18 protein-coding genes and 1 pseudogene are annotated in these 22,278 nt (G+C 45.7%); 10 read left to right on the plus strand and 9 right to left on the minus strand.

All coding sequences use genetic code 11. The features are described from left to right. Nucleotides 1-1,159: 1,159 nt before the first annotated feature. Together QUB51_RS26860 and QUB51_RS26865 are read right to left on the minus strand one after the other, a co-directional pair. Nucleotides 1,160-1,372, minus strand: coding sequence for a hypothetical protein (locus QUB51_RS26860; RefSeq protein ID WP_333053841.1), 213 nt, complete (start codon nucleotides 1,370-1,372; stop codon nucleotides 1,160-1,162). Between the two features lie 50 nt (nucleotides 1,373-1,422). Then, nucleotides 1,423-1,653 carry a hypothetical protein gene (locus QUB51_RS26865; RefSeq protein WP_333053842.1) on the minus strand — a complete coding sequence of 77 codons (231 nt, stop codon included), beginning with the start codon at nucleotides 1,651-1,653 and terminating at the stop codon, nucleotides 1,423-1,425. 617 nt (nucleotides 1,654-2,270) lie between these two features. Here QUB51_RS26865 and QUB51_RS26870 point away from each other — a divergent pair. Both QUB51_RS26870 and QUB51_RS26875 read left to right on the plus strand, forming a co-directional pair. Further along, complete coding sequence (locus tag QUB51_RS26870) at nucleotides 2,271-4,022, plus strand: hypothetical protein (RefSeq protein ID WP_333053843.1); 1,752 nt, start codon at nucleotides 2,271-2,273, stop codon at nucleotides 4,020-4,022. Nucleotides 4,023-4,682: 660 nt separating this feature from the next. Beyond that, nucleotides 4,683-5,309: a hypothetical protein gene (locus QUB51_RS26875; RefSeq protein ID WP_333210299.1), complete on the plus strand. Its 627-nt coding sequence runs from the start codon at nucleotides 4,683-4,685 to the stop codon at nucleotides 5,307-5,309. Between the two features lie 7 nt (nucleotides 5,310-5,316). Here the strand turns inward: QUB51_RS26875 and cobS are convergent, their stop codons facing one another. After that, nucleotides 5,317-6,114, minus strand: coding sequence for an adenosylcobinamide-GDP ribazoletransferase (gene cobS / locus QUB51_RS26880; protein ID WP_333233046.1), 798 nt, complete (start codon nucleotides 6,112-6,114; stop codon nucleotides 5,317-5,319). Between the two features lie 259 nt (nucleotides 6,115-6,373). Between cobS and QUB51_RS26885 the strand changes: the two genes are divergently transcribed. The 3 genes from QUB51_RS26885 to QUB51_RS26895 all read left to right on the plus strand — a co-directional run bounded on the left by QUB51_RS26885 (nucleotide 6,374) and on the right by QUB51_RS26895 (nucleotide 9,230). Beyond that, nucleotides 6,374-6,823 (plus strand): hypothetical protein, encoded by a 450-nt coding sequence (locus QUB51_RS26885; protein ID WP_333053847.1) that lies wholly within the window; start codon nucleotides 6,374-6,376, stop codon nucleotides 6,821-6,823. A 503-nt stretch (nucleotides 6,824-7,326) separates the two neighbouring features. Then, nucleotides 7,327-8,457 carry a tRNA guanosine(34) transglycosylase Tgt gene (gene tgt, locus QUB51_RS26890; protein ID WP_333264015.1) on the plus strand — a complete coding sequence of 377 codons (1,131 nt, stop codon included), beginning with the start codon at nucleotides 7,327-7,329 and terminating at the stop codon, nucleotides 8,455-8,457. Nucleotides 8,458-9,092: 635 nt separating this feature from the next. After that, nucleotides 9,093-9,230 (plus strand): photosystem II reaction center protein K, encoded by a 138-nt coding sequence (locus QUB51_RS26895; protein WP_006634808.1) that lies wholly within the window; start codon nucleotides 9,093-9,095, stop codon nucleotides 9,228-9,230. Between the two features lie 173 nt (nucleotides 9,231-9,403). Here the strand turns inward: QUB51_RS26895 and QUB51_RS26900 are convergent, their stop codons facing one another. After that, complete coding sequence (locus QUB51_RS26900) at nucleotides 9,404-9,958, minus strand: glutathione S-transferase family protein (protein WP_333264019.1); 555 nt, start codon at nucleotides 9,956-9,958, stop codon at nucleotides 9,404-9,406. A gap of 204 nt (nucleotides 9,959-10,162) precedes the next feature. Further along, nucleotides 10,163-10,744, minus strand: a complete 582-nt coding sequence (locus QUB51_RS26905) for a manganese efflux pump MntP family protein (RefSeq protein ID WP_333264012.1) — start codon at nucleotides 10,742-10,744, stop codon at nucleotides 10,163-10,165. A gap of 197 nt (nucleotides 10,745-10,941) precedes the next feature. Here QUB51_RS26905 and QUB51_RS26910 point away from each other — a divergent pair, with 197 nt between their 5' ends. Further along, on the plus strand, nucleotides 10,942-11,541 hold the full coding sequence (locus tag QUB51_RS26910; protein WP_333053851.1) for a cytochrome b/b6 domain-containing protein: 600 nt from the start codon (nucleotides 10,942-10,944) through the stop codon (nucleotides 11,539-11,541). A gap of 406 nt (nucleotides 11,542-11,947) precedes the next feature. Here QUB51_RS26910 and QUB51_RS26915 read toward each other — a convergent pair whose 3' ends face one another. The 4 genes from QUB51_RS26915 to QUB51_RS26930 all read right to left on the minus strand — a co-directional run bounded on the left by QUB51_RS26915 (nucleotide 11,948) and on the right by QUB51_RS26930 (nucleotide 17,186). Then, a complete protein-coding gene (locus QUB51_RS26915) occupies nucleotides 11,948-14,212 on the minus strand; it encodes a cache domain-containing protein (RefSeq protein WP_333053852.1) in 2,265 nt (754 codons plus the stop codon). Nucleotides 14,213-15,050: 838 nt separating this feature from the next. Next, the gene (locus QUB51_RS26920) at nucleotides 15,051-15,515 is read right to left on the minus strand and encodes a hypothetical protein (protein ID WP_333053853.1); all 465 of its coding nucleotides are present in this window, start codon (nucleotides 15,513-15,515) and stop codon (nucleotides 15,051-15,053) included. A 188-nt stretch (nucleotides 15,516-15,703) separates the two neighbouring features. After that, the gene (locus QUB51_RS26925; protein WP_333053855.1) at nucleotides 15,704-16,264 is read right to left on the minus strand and encodes a sugar O-acetyltransferase; all 561 of its coding nucleotides are present in this window, start codon (nucleotides 16,262-16,264) and stop codon (nucleotides 15,704-15,706) included. Between the two features lie 247 nt (nucleotides 16,265-16,511). Continuing rightward, nucleotides 16,512-17,186 (minus strand): MBL fold metallo-hydrolase, encoded by a 675-nt coding sequence (locus QUB51_RS26930; protein ID WP_333053856.1) that lies wholly within the window; start codon nucleotides 17,184-17,186, stop codon nucleotides 16,512-16,514. A 33-nt stretch (nucleotides 17,187-17,219) separates the two neighbouring features. Between QUB51_RS26930 and QUB51_RS26935 the strand changes: the two genes are divergently transcribed. The 4 genes and pseudogenes from QUB51_RS26935 (at nucleotide 17,220) to sat (ending at nucleotide 22,091) form a co-directional block, all read left to right on the plus strand. Further along, the gene (locus QUB51_RS26935; protein WP_333053858.1) at nucleotides 17,220-18,692 is read left to right on the plus strand and encodes a site-2 protease family protein; all 1,473 of its coding nucleotides are present in this window, start codon (nucleotides 17,220-17,222) and stop codon (nucleotides 18,690-18,692) included. A gap of 202 nt (nucleotides 18,693-18,894) precedes the next feature. After that, entirely contained in the window at nucleotides 18,895-19,494 is a 600-nt protein-coding gene (locus QUB51_RS26940) for a hypothetical protein (protein ID WP_333210286.1), read from the plus strand. 230 nt (nucleotides 19,495-19,724) lie between these two features. Further along, nucleotides 19,725-20,746, plus strand: a pseudogene (locus tag QUB51_RS30500) (DUF6745 domain-containing protein). A gap of 163 nt (nucleotides 20,747-20,909) precedes the next feature. Continuing rightward, entirely contained in the window at nucleotides 20,910-22,091 is a 1,182-nt protein-coding gene (gene sat / locus QUB51_RS26955) for a sulfate adenylyltransferase (protein WP_333053865.1), read from the plus strand. The last annotated feature ends 187 nt before the right edge of the window (nucleotides 22,092-22,278 follow it).

A 22,278-nucleotide genomic window follows, 5' to 3' on the forward strand; every position in this document is an offset into this window, starting at 1 on the left:
TTCAGCCTAAAAGCGTTTGGCTTCCAAGTTTTCACAACTGATAAAGAAATCCGACCGACATCTGCGGAATGTGGGTTTTATGACGGTTAAATTACTCACTACGAACTAACTTTATTACGGTCGATGGAGGGAAAATAATATTAGCTGTTTCATACCAACCCCAGTTAATCATTGATCGTAAATTGTTTGCCATTATCCCAGCCATATCTGTCAATAAGGTGAAAAAGGAGCGTTACACAATTTGAGGATGATTATTGTGGGCATTGGTGTTAACTTAACGTTAAACCCTTATTCCAGCACGGGTTTCAACAAGAGTCTCCATCAAAGCGAAAGTCCTCGCTATGAGGACTAATGAGTTCTTCAGTCCTCTTTGAGAGGACTTTTGCTCTCTCGACAGGGAATTCATTCCCTGGCGGACTGACGGGTAAGCGGGAGGACTGGCGGACTAAAAGCTTAAGTTGACACTAATATATTGTGGGGGGTTCCGCCTGCGGTGAAAATACACGCTTTCGGGCTAAGCTGTCGCGCATTTAAATTGTATATTCAGGGCGGGCGGGACGCCCACCTCACAAGACTTTGATTTTTTTTGACATACAATTTAAATGCCGCAACAGCTTACGAGAGCCCATTCCACAAAAAAACAATCAAAATCATCCCGCAATTATGCAACGGCTAAAAAGTGGCTAAAACGCTGGAAATCTCTGCTTGGGGCGAGCGAGAAATATTCTCGATTTGATAGATAATTAACCATAAGCTGTCGCGCATTTAAATTGTATATTCAGGGCAGCCAGGACGCCCAACCCCTACTCCCCACAAAACTTTGATTGTTTTTTAACAGACAATTTCAAGGTAGAACAGCTTAAACAACATCTCAATAATAATGCTCAAATTTTACGAACCAAACACTGTGACTACGCCTTGACAGGTCTGGTCATCCGGTCATCCAGCCTGACCTTTGATGAGTGAAGTCCTCACTATCCACTTAAATCTTCATTTTAATATTTATTTCAATTTTAGTGAATTTGCTTAACACCCCTTGAAGCAAAATACCAATATTTTTTAAATTAATTAGTATATAAATCAGCCAATAATTATATGCTTTCACCCTTTATTTTAAATAAAGCTTAATATTTATATCCCCAGATGATTGAATAACAAATTAATTCCTATCATGGAAATTTGGCATTTTAATCACTTCCAAAGACTCTTGCCTCACCCGACCCGCCATCGCAGCTAACTGCAAGCTCATAAAAGCATTCAAATCTTCCAAATCACACTTGGCTGAGGAAAAAATCTTCTGCATTTCATTTTCTGCTTCCAAACTCAGATATCCAGCGGCAATAGCTTGTTTTACAACTTCACGAACCTGCACGGTAAAAATGTCCCTTACTAAATTTTAACTAATCAAAAGCCAACTAATTACTAACAGGAAGTTTCGGAAGCCGTCTCGCCAAAGATTTCAAACTTTTTTAGCTCGCGAGACTCTTGTTTCACTCCTCCAGACATAGCTGCTAGTTGCAAAGCCATAAAAGCATTTAAGTCTTCCAAGTCATAATGGGTGGTAGTTAACATCCGCCGCAGTTGATTTTCGGCTTCAAGGGTTAGATAGCCCAGAGCCAGAGCTTGCTGGGCGAGGTCGCGAATTAGTACCATAACACTTCGGGATTTTATTGGTTCAAGCCTAAGTATCGAATGTTTTCACAGAATCAGCAGTGACGGCTATTGCTCAATAGGTGTGACATTGTGACGGGCCACTCGTGACAGCCGGAGTCGCAGAGTGTGACTAAGTATTTGCACTGTTGTGACGGAGATCACGCGGGGGATACCAGAGGAGGAGTCGGAGAGTGGGGAGTCGGAGAGTGTCCGGGTGTCTGGATGGGGGAGTCGGAGAGTATCCGAGTGGAGGAGTCGGAGAGGGGGAGCATTTTTCTTCTTCCCTGGGACTAATGACTAAGGGTGAGAATTAAATAAAATCCACTTTTCATGACTGTTGTGGGATGGGCCTAAGAGCCCGTCCCACAAGAAAAAAGGGAAATTATTTAATTGACGATCCTAATGACCGAAAGCGTCTAGGATACAAGCCCCCGGGTTCATCCGTCCAGAAATAAAAAACCTGTATCCGATAAAGGAGCCCCCGAATTTATCCGTGCGGTCAAGGCTTCAATCTAAAATCTCAAATCTAAAATCTAAAATCCATTGACTACTGCCTTCTACCTTCAGAAGACGCTCAACGTCTATAATCAGCAAGTTAAATATTTACTGCAAGACATATGGAAGCACCACATAAAGATTTGCTACAACAAATAGCCCGACTATCGGAAACTTATGCTAATTTGGCCGATCGCCTATCAATGGCAGCAAAACAACTGCAAGACTCCGGCCTTCCTCCCTCCGACAGCTTGCTGCAAGAAGTTGCCGCCTACAGTCGCAACTTTGCCGCAGTCCAAAAACAAGCTCTCGATCTCAACAAATCCGGTATCGCACCGGGGGAAATTACTTCCCTCAAAGACATTCAAAACTTAGTCGAGACTGCCTCCGCTTCTGAAGGTAAAGCAGAAATTCGCGATGCAGCATTGAAAGTGATCGATCGAGTATTGGCGATCGCCCACCGCGAACAAAGCGACTTCGCACCCTTACAATCAGTTCATGCCAGAGCCCGCGAACTGCAGCGCGCGATTTCCGAATCCACCCCAACTCAACTGCATTCCGACGCAGAATCCTTAGTCAGCGGCAAACACCCAGTTTCAGCAGTCCTCGCCCTGGTGGAACAGCAAGACAAATTAGACGACGAACAGTGGGTAATTCTCGAAGAAACAGTCAGCGCCGCTTTTGGCAAACAAATAGCCGTAGCCATTTCCAGAGGCAAATTAACCATTGCTGAGATGGTAAAAGCAGCACCTGCAAAAGTCGAACCCGCATTTAAACCAGCGCCAGAACAAAAAATCAGCGCCGAACCTTTGCCAGAAGTGATTGTCATCCCGTCAGGAAATGTGGCACCGAAACAAGTTACAGTTGCGCCACAGATCCAGATTTTGGAATCCCCCGCGCCTTCTGTCCCCATGCACGAGGTAATTATTGTTCCCAGCGTGGAAGTACCTAAGTCTCTTCAGACAACCGGTTCCGGGAACATTGTTTTTGGGGCACCTCGGGACATTCAACAACCGGTGGCAGTAGAGGGCGGTTTGGGAATCAAAGTTTTGGTGCACATTCAGGGAATTGGCGATCGAACTTTCGGTTCTCAAGAATACGCGGGTTCTAAGGGTCAAGGGCGGCGCGTCGAAGGATTTCAAATTAATATCGATCCCCCAATTCCCGGCTTAAATGTCGAGTACATGGCTCACGTCGAAGGTGTTGGCGACACTCCTTGGCTCAGCCAGGGAGAATTGGCGGGTTTTAGGGGTCAAGCGAAACGAATTGAAGGATTTGCGGTGCGGTTGAGCGGGCCGCAAGCTGATAAGTACGACGTATTTTATAGCGCTCACATTCAGAATATCGGCGACACCGACGTGTCCTCCAATGGCGAATATTGCGGTACTCGCGGTAAAGCTTTGAGAATAGAGGGTATCAAAGTTTGGATTGCGCCGTCTGCCAGTGCCCAAAAAGCTGCACCTGTGGGTTTAAAAGTGTTGGCGCATATTCAAGGAATTGGCGATCGAACTTTTAGCGATCGAGAATATGCGGGTACTAAAGCTCAAGGCCGCCGCGTGGAAGGATTTCAAATTAAAATAGAGCCTCCCGTTGCCGATTTAAATTTGCAGTACATGGCTCACGTTGAAGGAGTTGGCGATACTGCTTGGTTCTCGGAAGGAGAGTTAGCTGGATTCCGGGGCAAAGCCAAGCGCATTGAGGGATTTGCCGCCCGCCTGACAGGGCCGCAAGCTGATAAGTATGACGTATTTTATACGGCTCACATTCAGAATGTGGGCGATACTCCTGTTACTGCTAACGGTCAATATTGCGGCACTCGCGGCAAAGGTTTGAGGGTTGAGGGGATGACTGTTTGGGTCGAGCCGAAAGCGTAAAAAGTGAGAATGAGTGGAAAATTTGCATGGGATTTTCCATTCATTTAAAACCGGGTTTTTTAACCAAAATATGCCATGACAGTCAGGGGTATTAGGTGAAAAAATCCGGTTTCTCGCCACCCAACGACAGGAATTAGAGCGCACGCTAATCTCAGAAACCGGGTTTCTGAGTGTATTTTTCGTACTCAACCGAAATTGGTCGCAGAAACCCGGTTTCTGGTCACCTGCAAAGTCTTGGCGCACGCTAATCTCACTACTATTTGTAAAATTGGTTGAAAATAATGCTTGAACAATAGGTAAAAGCTTCAAAAACAAGAGTTAAGTTTAATCAAATTTTGTATATTAAACTGGTCGGCGTTGCTTAATCAGGGCAGGAAAAAAATCAATTAAAAATCCCGAAGCTTTGTGGATAGTGGTTTCTAGGACTTGCATATTTAGCCTTTCCTACCGTAAATCAGCAACGCCAGTTTTTGTTGGGTAGAGTTTCGATTCGCAATGTACTCGAAAAACTGGACAACCCGACCAATAATCCGTAACTCAACTCGATGACTTATTTCCCTTGCAACACCGTACCGTTCGAGGAGAATTGTAGCTGCGATTAATATCATTTACAGTAATTAATAGCGAAACAAAACCTATAATGGTAAACTAGAAAAAATTATGCCATACAGTCAATTTACTACGATCGCCAAAGCGAAACAAGCTTTCGGTCTCACAGTCCAAGAGGGATCTCGCTTTATACCTCCGCTAAACCCGATCGCACCCTCAGACATCCTCAGCGGTACTCTCAAAGATAGCCTCCCCATCGTCGCCACATCGGGAAGTGAAAAAGCGCGATCGGAAGGAATCATCTATCCCGTACTGCTGGAAGTGAGGCGGATTCTCGATCGCCAAATTAGCCTTTTTTCCGGCGAAGATTTCACCATCGACGAAGCTGTCGGACTGAATGGAGTGTTTGATTTTCTACTGACGCGATCGTCCGAAGTGCTAGAAATTGAAGCCCCCGCCGTTGTAATTGTCGAAGCTAAAAAGACCGACCTCAAAAGCGGATTGGGTCAGTGTATTGCCGAAATGGTTGCCGCTCAACGCTTCAATCAAGCCAAAGAAAAAAACATCCCCATCATTTATGGGAGTGTGAGTAATGGCATTCAATGGCAATTTATCAAACTCGAAAACCAAACTGTGACGATCGACTTATCCGTCTATCCTCTGCCCCCTGTCGAGCAAATCCTCAGCTTTTTCGTTTGGATGATGCAGAATGATGCCGTTAACTCAGAAACAATGTAACCGTTAATCAACCTTCCAAAGCAGCCAACAGACACAGCAACAAAGCCTCCGTCCACTCGACTACAGCACCGTAAGTATCGCCCGTGTGGCCGCCCAAACGGTAGTTAAACCAGGCTCCGGCAAAAATTCCGATCGCACTTCCCCCCAAAGCCATCCCCACCGCCAACAGCCACCGATCGCCATCCAAGACAACTTGCACCACGCTCAAACTCAGCAGCAACAGCACTCCCGGTATAAAATCAAAAGGAGAATAAATCGATTCCTTGTGAAAAGCTCCCTTACCCTCGGCCCGGAGATAGGGATAGCGGGCGATCGCCACCAGTTGGGCCCACCTCCCCCAACCCGCGACACCCATCAAAGCCAGCCACCGATAGCTATTCAAGTCCGAGAGAGCGGCAGTTTTCAGCAGCACGATCGCGATCGCAGCCATCGCCCCAAAGGCTCCTGTAACGCTGTCCCGCATGACTTCCAGCCGACGCACGGGGTCTGGTACAGCCAGCCCGTCCGCCGCGTCCATTGCGCCGTCTAGGTGCAGCCCGCCAGTCACGGCGATGCCCAAGACTACCACCAAGGCCGATCGAGTCAGAGCAGGCATTCCCAACAACTGCAACCCAACATCCCCCAGTCCCAGCATCCCCCCAATCAAAAGCCCGATCGCCGGTGCCAAGCGGGCAATGCCCCGAAACTCCAAAGTCCAGGACACCGGTACCGGCAAACAAGTATAAAAAGCGACTGCGGCTGCGATGGCAGCGCCTTGATTCCGGAAAAAGTCGATCGTAGAGCGAACCCATTTATCATGCACCATAAGATAGAAAATTTTTCATCAGGTATGCAGTTGTCAATCGATTAGCGTGTGCCAGAATTGGACTGTAACACCCTAGTTTTTTGGATCGAGCATTCCTCCTGTCGCCGGCTCTTTTCCCAGGAAAACCTCTGTCGGCAGCGATCCCCAAGCTCCCTATCTAAAAAGACTAAACTCAAGATCCGCGTTTCCCGTACCAAGAATTCTAGCTAACTCCCTGATTTTCAAGACGGGAAAATACTACAACAGAGGCTTTTACTCCATGAGTCACGATCAATTGAATAACAGGGTAGTTGCTCCTTGCATCATCGATACAGGGATCGTCGTCAACAAACGCGATATCAAAAGATTGCTGTTTGATTTAGGACGTGTCCGCTACCTTCACATACAAGATGGCCAGATTTATAGCGAAGGGGAAGGTTATGTACTCGAAGTCTTCGCCAACCCCCAGCGTTCTACCCTGATTGCCAACCATGCGCTTTATTTGAACGTGTATAGTTTTGATTACCTGGAACTGAAACAGTCTCCTGAAGATGGTGCTTATTTTGACCTGGTTCAAGACGGACGGCTGTTGCGGTTAATTCCCCTCTCCAATCCTTTGCAAGAGCAATTCGCCCGGAATTTAAATGCTGCGGCTTTGGATGCGGTTGTCGATCAGGTACTCTCAGGCAACTGGGATCTGCAATTGGACGAAGATGATTCCCCCTTTTAATGGTCAGTCAGTCGATTTTAGATTTTAGATTTTAGATTTTAGATTTACTCGCAGCGCCGTGAATCTGGGAGATAGAACTAAGGTCTAAAATTTTTTGCCCTCCACGACGATTGTCGGAAAGTTGTCTCCGTTTTTGGGCGGGGTCATTCGATTTTAGATTTTCGATTGTCGATTTTGGATTGACTTGCGCGAGATAAATTCGGGGGACGCAAGGATTTTCGATTGTCGGTTTTGGATTGATTTGCGCGAGATAAATCACGTGGCGGGTACCATCTAGAAATTCTCGGTCATGAGTTTTTTGTCGCGATGTCATCAACAATAGATTAGATAACACTCACATCTTGCACCATTCTCGGTTAACAGGCTTTTCGGCCTGTTCCACAAAGAGTGAATTTTCTTGTGGAACAGGCCGAAAAGCCTGTTCCTAAACAAGTAATTGAGAATGGTGCAACATCTCAAATAACACGGACGGCCGAGTAGCGGTTAACGAGCATCGAGGACTAATGACTGAGGACAAGGCGAAATTTTCTTTTAAATGTCAGGCTAATTGCAGCCATACCCAAGCGCGTGCAGGGGTTTTTGCGACTCCCCACGGTGTGGTGGAAACGCCTAAATTTATGCCAGTGGGGACGCTAGCTAATGTCAAAACTTTGACACCGGCACATCTTGAGGCGGCGGGTTCTCAAATGGTTTTGGCAAATACTTATCACTTGCATTTGCAGCCGGGGGAAGCGATTGTCGCAGGCGCGGGCGGATTGCATAAATTTATGGCTTGGCCGGGCCCGATGCTGACGGATTCGGGTGGCTTTCAGGTGTTTAGCTTGAGCCAAATGCGGACTATTTCTGAGAATGGGGTGACTTTTCGCTCTCCCCGCGATGGCCGCATGATTAATTTGACGCCGGAACGATCGATCGAAATTCAGAATGAGTTGGGCGCCGATGTGATTATGGCATTTGACGAGTGTCCCCCTTACCCCGCTACGCGGGACGAGGTGGAGGCTGCCACAAATCGTACTTACCGCTGGCTGCAACGCTGCATTCAAGCTCACTCGCGCCCGGATCAAGCTTTGTTTGGCATCGTCCAGGGGGGCGTTTTCCCCGATTTGCGATCGCGCGCGGCGAACCAGTTGGTAGATTTGGATTTACCAGGCTACGCCATCGGCGGGGTTAGTGTGGGGGAATCGGGGGATTTGATCGCAGAGATTGTGAAGGTGACTGCGCCTCTGTTGCCGGCAAATAAACCGCGTTATTTGATGGGGATTGGGACTTATCGGGAAATGGCGTTGGCGGTGGCGAGTGGGGTAGATATGTTTGACTGCGTGATTCCGACTCGCCTCGCCCGCCACGGGACGGCTTTTGTTGGTGGGGAACGCTGGAATTTGAAAAATGCTCGGTTCCGGGAGGATTTTGCTCCGCTGGATGAGTCTTGTCCTTGTTATACCTGCCAAAAATTCAGTCGGGCTTATTTGGCTCATTTGGCGCGGGCTAACGAAGTGCTGGGCTATACTTTGCTGGCGATTCACAATGTGACGGAGTTGATTCGCTTTACTGGGAGGATGCGGGAGGCGATTTTGGCAGATCGATTTACTGAAGAGTTTGCCTACTGGCTTGCACCGACAGTCGATCGATCGTGATTGCCTTGGGTGAAGATATGCGACAATTATCTGAAAATTGGGTTTAAAACCCAGTCGTTGTAGGACGGCTTTTTCCACACCGTGCGAAGTCAGAAATCCTAGGTATTTGGGTAAACATATCCACGCGCTTTGTGTGGTATGCTATCGAGATCAGACAAGATTTAAAAACCTACCCCCGGACTGGGGGAAAGTCTACGCCCAAAACATTCTTGAGGAGACATGACTACGCACGTAACGTGCATACGTGGTCAGCCTGGGAACCCTAGCAATAGGGATATTAACTACCAGCCGGGAAGTCCCTCGGTATATTTAGAGGGGATTAATCAGAGCGCTGCGCGAAGTACCCCGAATAAATTACGCCCGCGTGATGAAAGGCGTGTTGGGTGTAGGTACGGAAACCGACAATTATTCTTGTACACCCCAAGATGATCTGGAAATACTCTGATACTATATTAGCAAGTGGGGGTGGAACTACCTCACTATAAAAAGCCTTTGAAAAAAAGGAAAAAGAAGCCTCCGGTCTAACTGTACTCAGTTGACCGTCAGGTTTGTTCACGACTCAAAAGTCTTAAAAATCCTCACGCCTTTAGGCTGAGGAGTGTCAAGAAAATTCTGTTGGATAGGTAGGTTGATTCATGGAAGCTGCATTACTCTTAGCAAAACTGCCCGAAGCTTATTCGATTTTTGAGCCTTTGGTTAATGTTTTGCCAGTCATTCCCGTATTTTTCTTGCTGCTGGCTTTTGTTTGGCAGGCGGCTGTCGGATTTAGATAAGTTTGATTTTAATAAAAGCAGGGGCAATTCTGGAATTGCCCCTGATTTTACGTGTTGAGTTTTTGGGCTGATCTCGTTTACGGTTGTTTCGGAATGATTTAACCGCAGAGACCGCAGAGACCGCAGAGGAAGAGAAGAGAGAGATGAATAATTAATCCGTGTAGTGCCTTCCTTCAGCTACCGCCGATCGCACTTTTGAATGCCGGTCTTTCTGAGATCCGCTTGATGTAATCTACAACGGCCGGATAAGCACTGAGGTCTAGTTTTAGCATCATCGGAATGTAGGCCAACATTGAGCCGACTGCTGCGTCAGCGACGCCAAATTCATCGCCCATTAAAAATGGCTGTTTCTCGAAGATTTCATTTAACGGTTTTAACAACTTGGGAGTTTCGCGATCGCGAGTTGCTTCTGTAAATATTCCCGGCCCCAACGTAGCGTTAGCAAACGTTACCCACTGCACGATTTGAGCTTGCTGCTCCAAAGTGTCTGGCATCTTACCATATTTTTGAGCTAAATACAGCAGAATTGCGCCGGATTCCCAAAGTTTAAAATCTCCGTCGGCGATCGCTGGTACTTTGCCGATCGGGTTAATTTCGAGAAACTCTGGCTGCAAGTGTTCCCCTGCTTGCATATCTAGGGTGACGAATTCGTAAGGAATTCCTATTTCTTCTAGATACCACTTGACAATTGAGGCCCGGCTGCGGGCTGCTCCGTAAAGTTTCAGCACGAAATTTTTATCCTTTAACACAATATTGCTGTTATAGCATTTTTTGGTCAGTTGTCAGTTGTCAGTTGTCAGTTGTCAGTTGTTAGGAAAGCAGTTGTCAGTTGTCATTTGGGAAAATTCCCAATTACCTTTTTGCCAATTACCTTTTTCCCAATTACCCATTCCATTACCAATGACTACTGACTAATGACTACTGACTAATTACTAATTGCCGATAACTAATGGCACTTCTGTCAAGTGCATAAACAAGATTCTGCTGCCAATGAAAATCAAAATTGCTCCGCCCAATATCTCAATCTTATTAGCAAACAAGTTGCCGCACTTGTGTCCGATAAACACGCCAGCAAATACGACAAAGAAAGTAATAAATCCGATCGCAGTCACCGCAGGAGCAATAGAATCTTTCAGGACAGCAAATCCGAGGCCAACTGCGAGGGCATCGATACTCGTCGCCACCGACAGCGTTATCAAAGTCCCAGTATCTAAGGGATTGAACTTTTTCTCGCATTCTTCGCCTTGCAGCGATTCGTAAATCATTCTCCCGCCAATGAAACTCAAAAGCCCAAAAGCTATCCAATGGTCGATCGGTGTTATCAAAAAACTAAAACTAAGACCGATGAGCCATCCTATTACGGGCATTAAAGCTTGAAAACCTCCGAAAAATAAGGCAATTTTTAAAGCTTTATTGACCTTCATGTGTTTGATTGCTAAACCGCTCGAAACAGCGACAGCAAAAGCATCTGCTGCTAGTCCCAAGGAAAGTAATATGGTAGTGGCTGCATCCATTTTTGTAAAGTGTTAGGTGTTATAAATAAAGTGTTCCTCTTGACTGTTTTAGTTTACACTAAATTTTGATATAAGTGCGTTTTTATCATAATCTATTCATTTTTGACTCACATTTATTTCACAATTGGCGAAGGTTGAAAAAATCAGCGGTTAGCTGTATTGTGTAAAAGATTATTTATCAAGTAGCAGAATTGACTATGCCGCAATCTAGACCCTACCAGCCATTGCTGCTCAGGTTACTGCACGGGGTTAACGCTGCGATCGCCCTTTTAGCAATTTTGAGCGCATTTCTGGTTTACAACACCTACGATGGGCGGTTTGGCAAAGTCCCCGTGCCTCAAATTGCAGATATTATCGGGATTCACGGCACTTTTGGCAAGATGTTGCTGTTAGGAATAATGCCGGCTTTTGCATTGTACAGTTTCCACGCAGGTCAAAAACGCTTGGTGCAGCCGGATTCTTTTGGGAAACTAACGCAGTTGGGAAAACCGATTTGGTGGTACAGTTTGCACCGGATTGTGAATACATTGATGTTGCTAGCACTGACTTGGGCGATCGCTTCTGGCAGTATGGTTAAGGAAGAATGGCTGCCGGCTGGGGAATTGACGCGGGTTTGGTATTATTTACACGCTTCTGGTTGGGTGGTATTGGTATTTTGTCTGGCAATGCACTTGTTGATGAGTGCGAAGGTGGGGGGTTTGCCGCTAATTTTGTCGATGTTTGATGCCGCCTATCGCCCGGAAGATTCGCCGGCTGCTTGGTGGAAGAAAATTCGCTCTTTTGTCGATCGCTCTTAATGTGAAAATGCTTAATGTGAAAATGAACAGAAATAATTTATTAATTGTTGCGGAAGTCTTGGTAATGGGAGGCTGGTTGTTTGCTGTGGTTGCACCTTTATTATTTCCCTAATCCTAGGCTATCAATTTTTCTTAACAAATGATAGTTAGCTCTATACTGAGGACTTCAGCCCTCCGTTTTATGACGACTAAAGTCTTGACTATGGGATGAGAATTAAATAAAATCCACTTTTCATGACTGTTGTGGGATGGGCGTCCCGCCCGTCCTTTCTGGGCGGGCGGGACGCCCATCCTACAAGAAAAAAGGGAAATTATTTAATTGACGATCCTATGAAGCCAAATTAAGCTTTTCGCGCCGCTTACTAGCAAGATTTGCGACGGGTTTTCCTGGCGGCAAAATGCGATATCAAACGATCGGCAATTTTACCATAAACTCAGCACCGCCCCCAGTTTGAGATTTAATTTGAGGTTGCACCGGAGATTCAACTTTCAGCCTGCCACCGTGCAATTCTACAATAATTTTATAGCACACCGACAGATCCAATCCTGTAAATTTTTTAAAGGATTTAGTAGGGCCAAACTCCTCAAATATTATTTGTTGAATTTCCGGCGGAATTGTTGAACCATTGTGGGCGATCGATACAACAATAAACCTACCTGTATCATCCTCGAAAATATCGGTTTTGATAGTAATAATTTGAGCCGAGTTTTCAATACTTTTAACTGCATCTATAGCATGGCAGATCAGACTCGCGAATACCTGGCTCAGTTGAGCGGGATAACACAAAATTGGCGGCAGGTTGTGGTATTCCTTGACTACTAATATTTTTTGCTCCAGTCTGTGAGCCAGCAACAGCAAAATATTGTCGATGCTCTCATTAACGTTGGCGTGTTCTTTGTTGGCTTCGTCAGGAAGTGAAAATTTTCGCAAAGCTAGGACTATCTGGCGAATGCCATCGGCTCCTATTTTCAAAAAATTGAGGATTTGTGGCAACTCTTTGCTGATAAAATCTAGGTCGCAACGCTCTATTTTTTTGGCAATTCGCGGCACAGGTTCGGGATATTGTTCGCGATAGAGGCGAATTATACTAAGCAAATCTTTGATATAATCGTTGAGGTGTATCAGGCGACCGTAAATAAAGTTAATCGGGTTATTGATTTCCTGGGCAACTTCGGCGGCTAGTTGACCCACCATTGTAATTTTTTCGCTTTGTACTAAATGCTCTTCGGTGATTCTGAGTTTGGCTAATACTTCTTCCAAAAGTTTGAGTTCTTCTTGAATTTGCCCGTGGAGTTGGGATTGGGAAATTGCGATCGCCAGCGAGTCGGCAATTGCTTCCAAAACTTGCACCTCGTCGGGACTCGCAAATCGGCGGTTTGCACAGGCGAACAGATATCCAAGCCGATGATTCTCGGTTAGTACGGGTACTGCTGCGTAGTGACTATTTGTAAGTTCGATATGGGCGTGTTCCTCAGACGCTGTGGCATCAGGGGCGGCGGTTTTATGTAGCAGTATCGTTTCGCAGCGGTGAAGCCGTGCAGCTAAATCTCCAGAGGGCCCTCCTGGAACACCAAAGATTCCCAAGCGCCCCGGCAAACCTTCCCGGCAATATTCCCAGCTAAATTCTAAAGTATCTTGTCGGGGATCGTACCAGGCGAAAATTGCTCGATCGAGCTTCAGTAAAGTACCGAGTTCGTCTACTGTAGTTTGGAGGATGCGATCGAGGCCCAAGCAAGCGCGAATGCGGCCAGTCAAGCGGTGGAGAAGGGCTTCTGTGCGACTGCGAATGCCATTTAGGGCAAACAGCTTGAGCGCCACAATTGCACAGAAAATAGCTGCTGCTGCAAGTACGCCGGCGGCTACTGCTAGTATCTTGAAAGGAAGGAGTTCTTTTTCGAGATTGTCGCGGGGAATTACGAGGGCGATCGACCATTCAGCTTGTTCTAAAGGAAGATAGGCAACATAAACTCTGGCGTCGTTAATTTGAGTCAGCACAATGCCAGTTTTTTGATAAACCATCTCCCGCGCTACATTTGCCAAATTAGCATCTGCAGACTCTAAAAGACTGGGAGCCGAATTGTCGATATTTCCGATTAATCGAGCGTCGGGATGCACAATCGGCACTCCTTGAGAATTGAGAACAAAAGCGTAAGTTCCGGGGCCATATTCCAGCTTTCTTACTACTTGGGCAATTCGAGCCATGCTAATGACGCCGTTCATTACGCCGATCGGCTTTTCGGTTGTTTTATCAATAGAATTTGCTGAATTTGACCACACAGGAGCCGAAATGGGAACAATACTTTGTCCTTTGAGCGTGCGAGAAATGGTAGGATCGGAAACATAGACTTCCCCAGCCATTGCCTTTTTGAAGTGTGCGCGGTCGCTGACATTAATCAACGCTCTGCCGACTTTTGTGGTGAAATAAGAACCGTCAGGATCAATTAATGTGAAGTATTGGAATTTTTGTAGTCGATTTACTTCCGATTTTAAATAAGGCTCTGCCACTGACCAATTCATCGAACGAACGGGAGCAGTATTGGCGAGGACTTCGATCTCAGCCTTTCTAGTGCCGAGCCAGCGATCGATCTTGTTGGCCCGCTCCCTAACTTCTAACAAAGCATTTCGCTCTAAATTTGTGATAATCAAGCGACTAACGCTTTGATAGCTCATACAACCAGTGATGCTAGCTGCCAGAATTGTTACGCCCAAAATTAAGAGCGCAGTTTGGTACCCAAGAAGGTATTCGCCCTTTAATCCCGCTGGCAATAGTCTAGTTAATTTCCACCACTTTACTCTCGCAAAGCTTCGCATGGTTTGACCAATTTGTGAGATTGAAATCTTTAGCTCACCTACGATCTACTCGCCCGCCTGCCAGTAGTCTTAAACTACTAGCATTCAATAATTGCGGGGATTTTTTAATTTTTTCCCGCCGAGCGGCTCCTATCGTTTGCGGTTACACTCCTTATGATATAAAGGACACGGCCGTGCCGTTTCCCTACCCAGATTAATTGTAAGGACACGGCACTGCCGTGTCGAAAGCGGTGGGTAATATTAATTCTGATGCTACTCGATTTGATATCACTTTGTTAAACAGGAATAATATTATACCACTTCTTTGACAAAATAAAAAAAATCATCAACTACTTAATTCTTTTTGACAGGCGTTAATAATTGATGTTATTTAGGTGATGTGAGAAGTAGACTTTTTAGGTTGAGATGCTTGGTGTGTGTCTTAATCAAAAGTCCTGACTGTTTTTACTTCGTAGTCTGAAACCCTAGATTTTCAGTTGATAGTTCGATTGCTGAATCGCCTTAAAACCCTTATTCTACGGTTGTCATCAAAAACTGTCAGCACTATTGCTTGATAACGAAATATTGAAAATTTTTCGTTCATTATTAATGAAGGAAAAACTTGTTAAATATTTTATTTACATCTCAAAAATCAAAACTTTTTGCGGTGCATCCGCTGGCTGAGGCACTGTTAAATTGCCCCAGTTGCGGGATTTGTTTAAAGAACCTTGTGAGTGTGTTCGTGCTGTTTCACATTATCTTCAGTGCGAATGACGCGCTCGGAGTTGAGCACCCTTTTGCGTTCTAAGGAATAAGTAAAGTCGTTGCGAACTGTTCCCAAGGGAATGTGAAGTTGAGCTTGGGGGCGGATTTTGTAAGTGCGGGCAGCAGCGATCGCCCGAAAGCCAAATTCTTCACTAAACTGAGATGATGTCGGGAATTCTGGCAACATTTTGGGTGTTTCGCCGTCGAGCACTGCTCCCAAAGTCGTCCCGCAAATCATTAAATAGGATGTGGGAATTCCCTTCAAAATTGCTTCTAAAGCTGCTGAGGGAATAGCTTCTATTACTTGCACTTCAAAAACTTCGCCTTCTTCTTTGATGAAGCAGGTAGCTACACCGACTGCTATGTAGTCGTCGGTGCAGAGATCGGGAGCGTTGGGATAAACTGTTGCAGTCGTCATAAGAAAAGCTTGGTAGTGTGGAAACCGGGAACGAGAAATTAAGCGATTTTAGATTTGAGATTTGAGATTTATTCCACGATTTTTTTCGGGGATTTTACGTTAAAAATCTCAAACCGGCGGTTCTAATAGCTAAAATTTTTGGTTAAGCTCCAAGGAGCCGATCGCACGATTGTGTCGATCGTACCACATCAAGGTAGATGCCGGATGATTCGGCAAGGATTCCCCGCCGCCACGACGTTTGCGGGAATATTTTTGACAACAACACTGCCTGCGCCGATCGTGCTATTGTCGCCAATAGTGACTCCTGGACAAATAATACTGCCGCCGCCAATCCAAACATTATTGCCAATATTAATTTCAGCGGCGATTTCCCGGCCAGAAAGTCTAATTTCCGGGTCTGTGGGGTGAAAAGCGGTGTAAATTTGTACATTTGGCCCGCACAGCAAATTCTCGCCAATGTTAACTCGATTGCAGTCGAGAATCACGCAACCAAAATTCATGTACAATCCGTTTCCCGCATAAATATTACTGCCGTAGTCGCAGTAGAAAGGTGGCTCGATTTCAACTTTTGGGCCAACTGCACCGAACCATTCTGCGAGAATTTCTAACCGTTTGTCTGGTTCGTCTTCGCCGGTAGAATTGTAAGTTCTGGCGAGGCGGCGGGCTCGCTGGCGCTCTAAAATTAATTGCTCATCAGCAGCTAAATACAATTCACCGGCGAGCATTTTTTGTTTTTCGGTTTTTTCCACAGTTTTTTCCACGGTAAGAATCGGCGGTTTCAACCGCTACTTCACCAACGAACTTCATCTCTAAGAGACTGAAAAATAATGTAGGGTGCGAAGGGCGCACCTTACCGCTATAAGCTGTTGCGGCATTTAAATTGTCTGTCAAAAAAAAATCTTGTGGGTGGGCGTCCCGCCCGCCCTGAATATACAATTTAAATGCGCGACAGCTTAATTAGCGCGTCAGATCATTTTTTGATGTTGTAGCATACATTTAGGGTTCAGGTTTTGACTGCAAACAAACAGCTAAATCCAGATTGGCTAATTTCTCAAAAGCTCGATCGATCGATCCTTTTCCCCGCAAAAAACCAGTATTTGCACCGGGGCAAATATATTGTAAAGTTTCCGGCGAAAATCGATCGATAATTGACTTCACGCTGTTAATTTGCCTAGGCCAGTGAAAAGTTTTTGCCGTCAACAGCGGTACTGGGGCGGCTTCTCGGTTGGGGAGCAAGTGCCTACCCGAAAACAGCACTCCACCGCTGCCACTATGATAAAGGCAAGAGGAACCAGGAGAATGGCCAGGAGTCCAAAATGCTTTGATTCGATCGCTCACAACAAATTCTCGCTCAAAAACCGTCACCTTCAAACCCGGCAGTAAATAAGCTTCCTGCTCTTGAATCAGGATCTCGCACCCCGTGGCTTCCTGAATCTCCCGCGCCTTGGCGATAGCGCCACGGTGGGTGAGAAACAGCAGTCGCACGCCGCCGTGTTCCCGCAAAAATGTTTGGTTAATCTCATCCCAAGCGGGACAATCCACCAGGATGTTAGTTTGGTTTTCTACAATGAAATAGGCTGTTGCACCCAGGGTATCCCGGTTAGGGGGGAAAGCCAGGATATTGTCGAGCACGGGCCTGGGTTGTTTGGAGACTGAACTCTGTTGTTTCAAGGAAGTATTTCAGAAGGGAATGGGATAAATATTATGTTCTTTTTACTATGGTTGTTCGTATTGGGGCTGATATCCTACTACTTGTTGCAAAACGGCACCAGCCGCATCACCAAGACTCCGATATGGCTGCTGTGGCTGGTAATGATGGCGCCCGCGCTGATTTGGGGTGGTTGGATGTTAGTTTACGGCACGAGCAAAACTGTACCGCCGGAGTTGGTAATTATACCTTTTCTGGTTTGCCCTTTTTTGTATTGGTTTTTGGTACAGTTGGGGCGCAAGAAAATTACCGCCGAAACTGCACAGCAGGTAGCAGACTCGGAGACTGAACCTGCAAAGCCAAAACCGCCCGTGCGGCCGATCGATGCAGCAGAAGAAGCGAGTTTGCGCGATTGTTTTCCTTGGTCAATTTACTTTTTGCGAGATTTGGAATTTCGGCCCCAGGCTGTAATTTGTCGCGGACAGTTGCGGACGAACCCGGAGGCGGCTTATGAGGCAATTCGGGAGAATGTGGAGAGGCTGTTTGGCGATCGCTTTTTAGTAGTATTTCAAAACAGCTTGAGCGGTCAACCTTTTTTTGCTATAGTTCCCAATCCCAGCCACCAATCAGGCGAAACTCCTGTCAAAACCGAATCTGTAACCAGGCCATTTTTTGCATTAGCTTTGCTGCTGATCACGGTGTTTACGACTACACTTGTCGGGACGCGACTTGCCGGAGTTAGTGAACAAGCTTTGCAGTCTAACCCATCAATGTTGCTGCAGGGTTTGGCTTACTCGCTGGCTCTAATTACATTTTTGGGAATTCACGAATCCGGCCACTATTTAGCGGCCCGATTTTACAAAATTCGCACGACTTTGCCTTATTTTATTCCGATTCCTTTTTTCTTGGGAACTTTTGGCGCCTTCATTCAAATACGGAGTCCCATTCCCAACCGCCGAGCTTTATTTGATGTTAGCATTGCCGGCCCCCTGGCGGGTTTAGTGGCGACAGTGCCATTATTAATTTGGGGTTTGAATCATTCGACTATTGTACCGCTGTCAGACAAGTCGGGAATGTTAAATTTTGACTCTTTCAAACCCAGTTTTTCGCTGCTGATGACTTTGTTGAGCAAGTTAACCTTGGGTGGTGCTTTCAATGCGGAAACTGCGATCGATTTGCATCCGGTAGCGGTGGCGGGTTATTTGGGTTTGATCGTGACGGCGTTTAATTTGATGCCGGTGGGACAACTCGACGGCGGGCACATTGTACACGCGATGTTCGGCCAGCGAGCGAGTATGGCGATCGGGCAAGTTGCTAGACTTTGTATGCTGCTGCTTTCTTTTTTGGAACAGGGTTTGCTGCTGTGGGCGATTATTTTGTTTTTCACGCCGCTAAACGACGAACCGGCGTTGAATGATGTCAGTGAATTGGACGATCGGCGGGATTTTTTGGGGCTAATGGCGATCGGGCTTTTGTTAATGATTTTGTTGCCGGCGCCCAGGGTACTCCTTGAGTGGTTAAATGTTTAGCAGGAAGAGGGAAGTTCGGCAACGGATTCGCTCGACGGATTTAACTAACGGATCGATGTCGAAGTTCGAGGTAATAGAGAGGAAGGAAGAAAAGAGAGGTTGACAAAATCCTGCAAGGGTTGCTATACAAGCGAGTTTAGAATTTATCGACTCGCTTTCTATCTCGAAGTAATCTTTATTTTCACCGACTGATTAGAGAAATATGTCTTACAAATCCTTTACTTTCCAACAATTAGAAGAGCGCTTTGGATTGGAGCTATCACTCAGTCCTCTTTTGAGTGCCAAGGTGGTTCCAATAGAACCCTCCGAATGGCTTTGGAGAGCAATCGAAATTAGTTCTAACACTGCTGTTACAACTGTAAAAGAACGTTCGGAACGGATTATTTCTCCTATTCTGTTAGAATTTAGAGAAAGGAACAACAGACAATTTTCTCTTTTTTCTGGTTGGTCATTTGATGTAGATCCTGAGCGGGGATTGAATGGGGAATGCGACTTTCTATTGTCTTCCGTTCCGTTTGATTTGGAAATTAAAGTTCCGGTTTTTGTATTGAGAGAAACTAAAGGCGGAGAAATAGAATCTTGTCTGCCACAGTGTGCAGCACAAATGGTAGCGGCTCAGCTATTTAACGAACGCGAACACAGTTCCATACCTGCAATATATGGCTGCGTAACTACTGGGGTTGTCTGGCGGTTTCTTAAATTAGAAGGAAATAATTTAATTATTGATGTTGATGTTTATTGTCTAGATAATGTTTCTATGATTTTAGGTGTTTTGCAAACAATCGTTAATTTATACCAATAAGTTGACGAATCTAATAAAATAGGTTTATAGGAAAAATCCCTGGTTATTACCAACTTAATAATATTTTTTTCCCAGAGGCGAGAGCGAAAAAAATTACCGAAAATCAAATAATATCAAATCCGTTGGCATCGGAATGATTCATCTGTCTCTTCCGTTTCTCTGTATTCTCTGCGCCCTCTGCGGTTTAATCATTCCAATACAACCGGAATTCATTTAATATAGCTGTACCAATAATCGCAATGACTCCAGAAAAAACAGCGCTAATTCCGATTTATCGCGAGCAGTGGCGACAAATTGGACTTTCGATCGCACAGATCGATCGCCCGCAAGCGACAGCGGCCATCAACACCGCCTACAAGGGAATCAATCCAAAATCGAAAATCGAAAATCCTCAAGCCCCCGCATTTATCCGTGGAATCGCCTCTAAAATCTAAAATCTAAAATCTAAAATCTAAAATCGATTGACAGCCCTTACATAGCTTTGCAAGCAGTTGAACCGCTAAGGATACGCGATTCTGGTCTGGGAATGGCCAGCGAAATCAGAAACAAAATTCATAATGAATTGTACGATATATTAAGAAGTCAACTGGACAGGAAATTAGAAAATAAGATTTACAGCCAACTCTATAATCCGCTGTACGCTCAACTGATGAATCAACTGCACCTTCATGTTAAAGACGAAGTTTACGTCAAATTAGCAAGGAAGTTGGGCGGGAGATTTCAGATGGAAAACTGCGGCTGGATTTACCCGTTTGAGAAAATGTGCTTTGTGTGCGATCGCTCGATCCAACTTCATTTTGACAACGAATATTTGCTCCACGCTTTATGTCAACCAGCGGTTGAATTTGCTGACAAGTTCAGTCTATACTCTTATCGTGGCGTCCGACTGCCGGAAATAATCGGTCAAATTCCGCCCCAATCTTGGCAAGCTTCATGGCTGTTAAAAGAACAGAATGCCGAAGTGCGGCGAGTTTTGATTCAGGCGATCGGCTATCCGAAAATTTGTCAAGAATTGCAAGCAACTGAATTGGATAAGTGGGTAGCCACGGGGGGCTACCCCTACCAAGAATATACTTTGTTGAAAATTGAGAATAATATTGACATAGAGCCAATTTATTTGTTAAAGATGACTTGTCCGAGTACGGGACACCTTCACGCTTTGCGAGTGCCGCCAAAAGTGTGCTCCGCTAAAGAAGCGATTAGCTGGGTAAATTGGGGAATAGATCCCGAAGAATTTCAAGTCCAGACTTGAGGCGAAAGTTTAGAGTTTTGAGTGCGCGAGTTTACAGTTAAAGAATTACAGCGCCACAAAAGCAGCGTTGTGCACAAGTCCAGAACAATTAAAAAATGTAGAATTGCAGCCACCGCTTGATACTATGTACTCTGGCAGCTAAAACCCACAACTTCAAATCGACATGAGCCAGCATTCAGACCGCATTGCCCCTCACGGCGGCACCCTGGTCAACCGCATTGCCACACTAGACCAAAGACAAGAATTTTTCGACAAAGCAGAGTCCCTGCCGCGAGTCCAGTTGTCGGATCGATCGATCTCCGACCTGCAAATGATCGCTATCGGCGCCCTGAGTCCCCTCAAAGGGTTCATGAACGAAGCTGATTATCGATCGGTCGTTAAACAAATGCGCCTCTCCAACGGCCTTCCGTGGTCGGTTCCCATCACCCTCTCGGTAACAGAAGAAGTCGCCGCCCCCCTGAAAGCAGGAACTTTAGTGCGCCTCGACACCCAGGCGGGCGAGTTTGTCGGCATCTTGGAACTTGCAGAAAAATATCACTACAGTAAAGAAGAAGAAGCCATCAACGTCTACCGCACCGACGACATCAAACACCCAGGCGTCCAAGTAGTAGACAAATCCGGGCCCGTTAACCTCGCAGGCGACATTTGGCTGCTGGAACGCGAACTAGATGTTCGCTTCCCCCAATACCAAATTGACCCGGCGAAATCGAGAATGCTGTTCACAGAAAAAGGATGGAAAACCATAGTCGGTTTCCAAACCCGAAACCCCATCCACCGGGCCCACGAATACATTCAAAAATGCGCCTTAGAAACAGTAGACGGCTTGTTCTTGCACCCGCTAGTCGGGACGACAAAAGAAGACGACATCCCGGCTGATGTGCGGATGCGCTGCTACGAAATTCTGCTAGAAAAATACTATCCAAAAGATCGCGTAATTTTGGCAATTAATCCGGCGGCGATGCGCTACGCCGGGCCGCGAGAAGCAATTTTTCATGCTTTAATCCGCAAAAACTACGGCTGCACTCACTTTATCGTGGGGCGCGATCACGCTGGAGTTGGCGATTATTACGGGACTTATGATGCCCAATATATTTTTGACGAATTTGAGCCGGGAGAATTGGGAATTGTGCCGATGAAATTCGAGCACGCTTTCTATTGCACACTGACGGAACAAATGGCTACAACTAAAACAAGCCCCAGCACTCCCGAACAACGGGTGCATTTGTCGGGAACCAAAGTGCGGGAAATGCTGCGCGCTGGAAAATTGCCGCCGCCCCAGTTTTCCCGGCCGGAAGTCGCTGCTGAATTAGCCAAGGCAATGAATATTTTTAGTTACGAGATTTAAATCTTGAACTTTGGTGGGGGCGACATTCTGAAGAGTTTTGAATTTTGAGTTTTGAGTTAAAATTTTATAATTTTAAACTTAAAGCTCAAAACTTAAAACTTAAAACTTATCTTAATACTAAACACTCACAACTTAATTAAATTCCCTAAAATTATTGCGGGGAATTTAACTAAAAAGTCACAACTTA

Origin of the sequence: Microcoleus sp. AT8-A3 (genome assembly GCF_036705675.1) — a bacterium.
Classification (GTDB): Bacteria; Cyanobacteriota; Cyanobacteriia; order Cyanobacteriales; family Microcoleaceae; genus Microcoleus.

Excerpts from the sequence above, each read along its gene's own strand:
- tgt (WP_333264015.1), top strand. The coding sequence starts at position 7,327 with ATGACTGAGGACAAGGCGAAATTTTCTTTTAAATGTCAGGCTAATTGC.
- QUB51_RS26875 (WP_333210299.1), top strand. The coding sequence starts at position 4,683 with ATGCCATACAGTCAATTTACTACGATCGCCAAAGCGAAACAAGCTTTC.
- QUB51_RS26940 (WP_333210286.1), top strand. The coding sequence starts at position 18,895 with ATGTCTTACAAATCCTTTACTTTCCAACAATTAGAAGAGCGCTTTGGA.
- QUB51_RS26935 (WP_333053858.1), top strand. The coding sequence starts at position 17,220 with ATGTTCTTTTTACTATGGTTGTTCGTATTGGGGCTGATATCCTACTAC.
- QUB51_RS26865 (WP_333053842.1), bottom strand. The coding sequence starts at position 1,653 with ATGGTACTAATTCGCGACCTCGCCCAGCAAGCTCTGGCTCTGGGCTAT.
- QUB51_RS26915 (WP_333053852.1), bottom strand. The coding sequence starts at position 14,212 with ATGAGCTATCAAAGCGTTAGTCGCTTGATTATCACAAATTTAGAGCGA.
- sat (WP_333053865.1), top strand. The coding sequence starts at position 20,910 with ATGAGCCAGCATTCAGACCGCATTGCCCCTCACGGCGGCACCCTGGTC.
- QUB51_RS26885 (WP_333053847.1), top strand. The coding sequence starts at position 6,374 with ATGAGTCACGATCAATTGAATAACAGGGTAGTTGCTCCTTGCATCATC.
- cobS (WP_333233046.1), bottom strand. The coding sequence starts at position 6,114 with ATGGTGCATGATAAATGGGTTCGCTCTACGATCGACTTTTTCCGGAAT.
- QUB51_RS26905 (WP_333264012.1), bottom strand. The coding sequence starts at position 10,744 with ATGGATGCAGCCACTACCATATTACTTTCCTTGGGACTAGCAGCAGAT.
- QUB51_RS26910 (WP_333053851.1), top strand. The coding sequence starts at position 10,942 with ATGCCGCAATCTAGACCCTACCAGCCATTGCTGCTCAGGTTACTGCAC.
- QUB51_RS26920 (WP_333053853.1), bottom strand. The coding sequence starts at position 15,515 with ATGACGACTGCAACAGTTTATCCCAACGCTCCCGATCTCTGCACCGAC.
- QUB51_RS26870 (WP_333053843.1), top strand. The coding sequence starts at position 2,271 with ATGGAAGCACCACATAAAGATTTGCTACAACAAATAGCCCGACTATCG.
- QUB51_RS26895 (WP_006634808.1), top strand. The coding sequence starts at position 9,093 with ATGGAAGCTGCATTACTCTTAGCAAAACTGCCCGAAGCTTATTCGATT.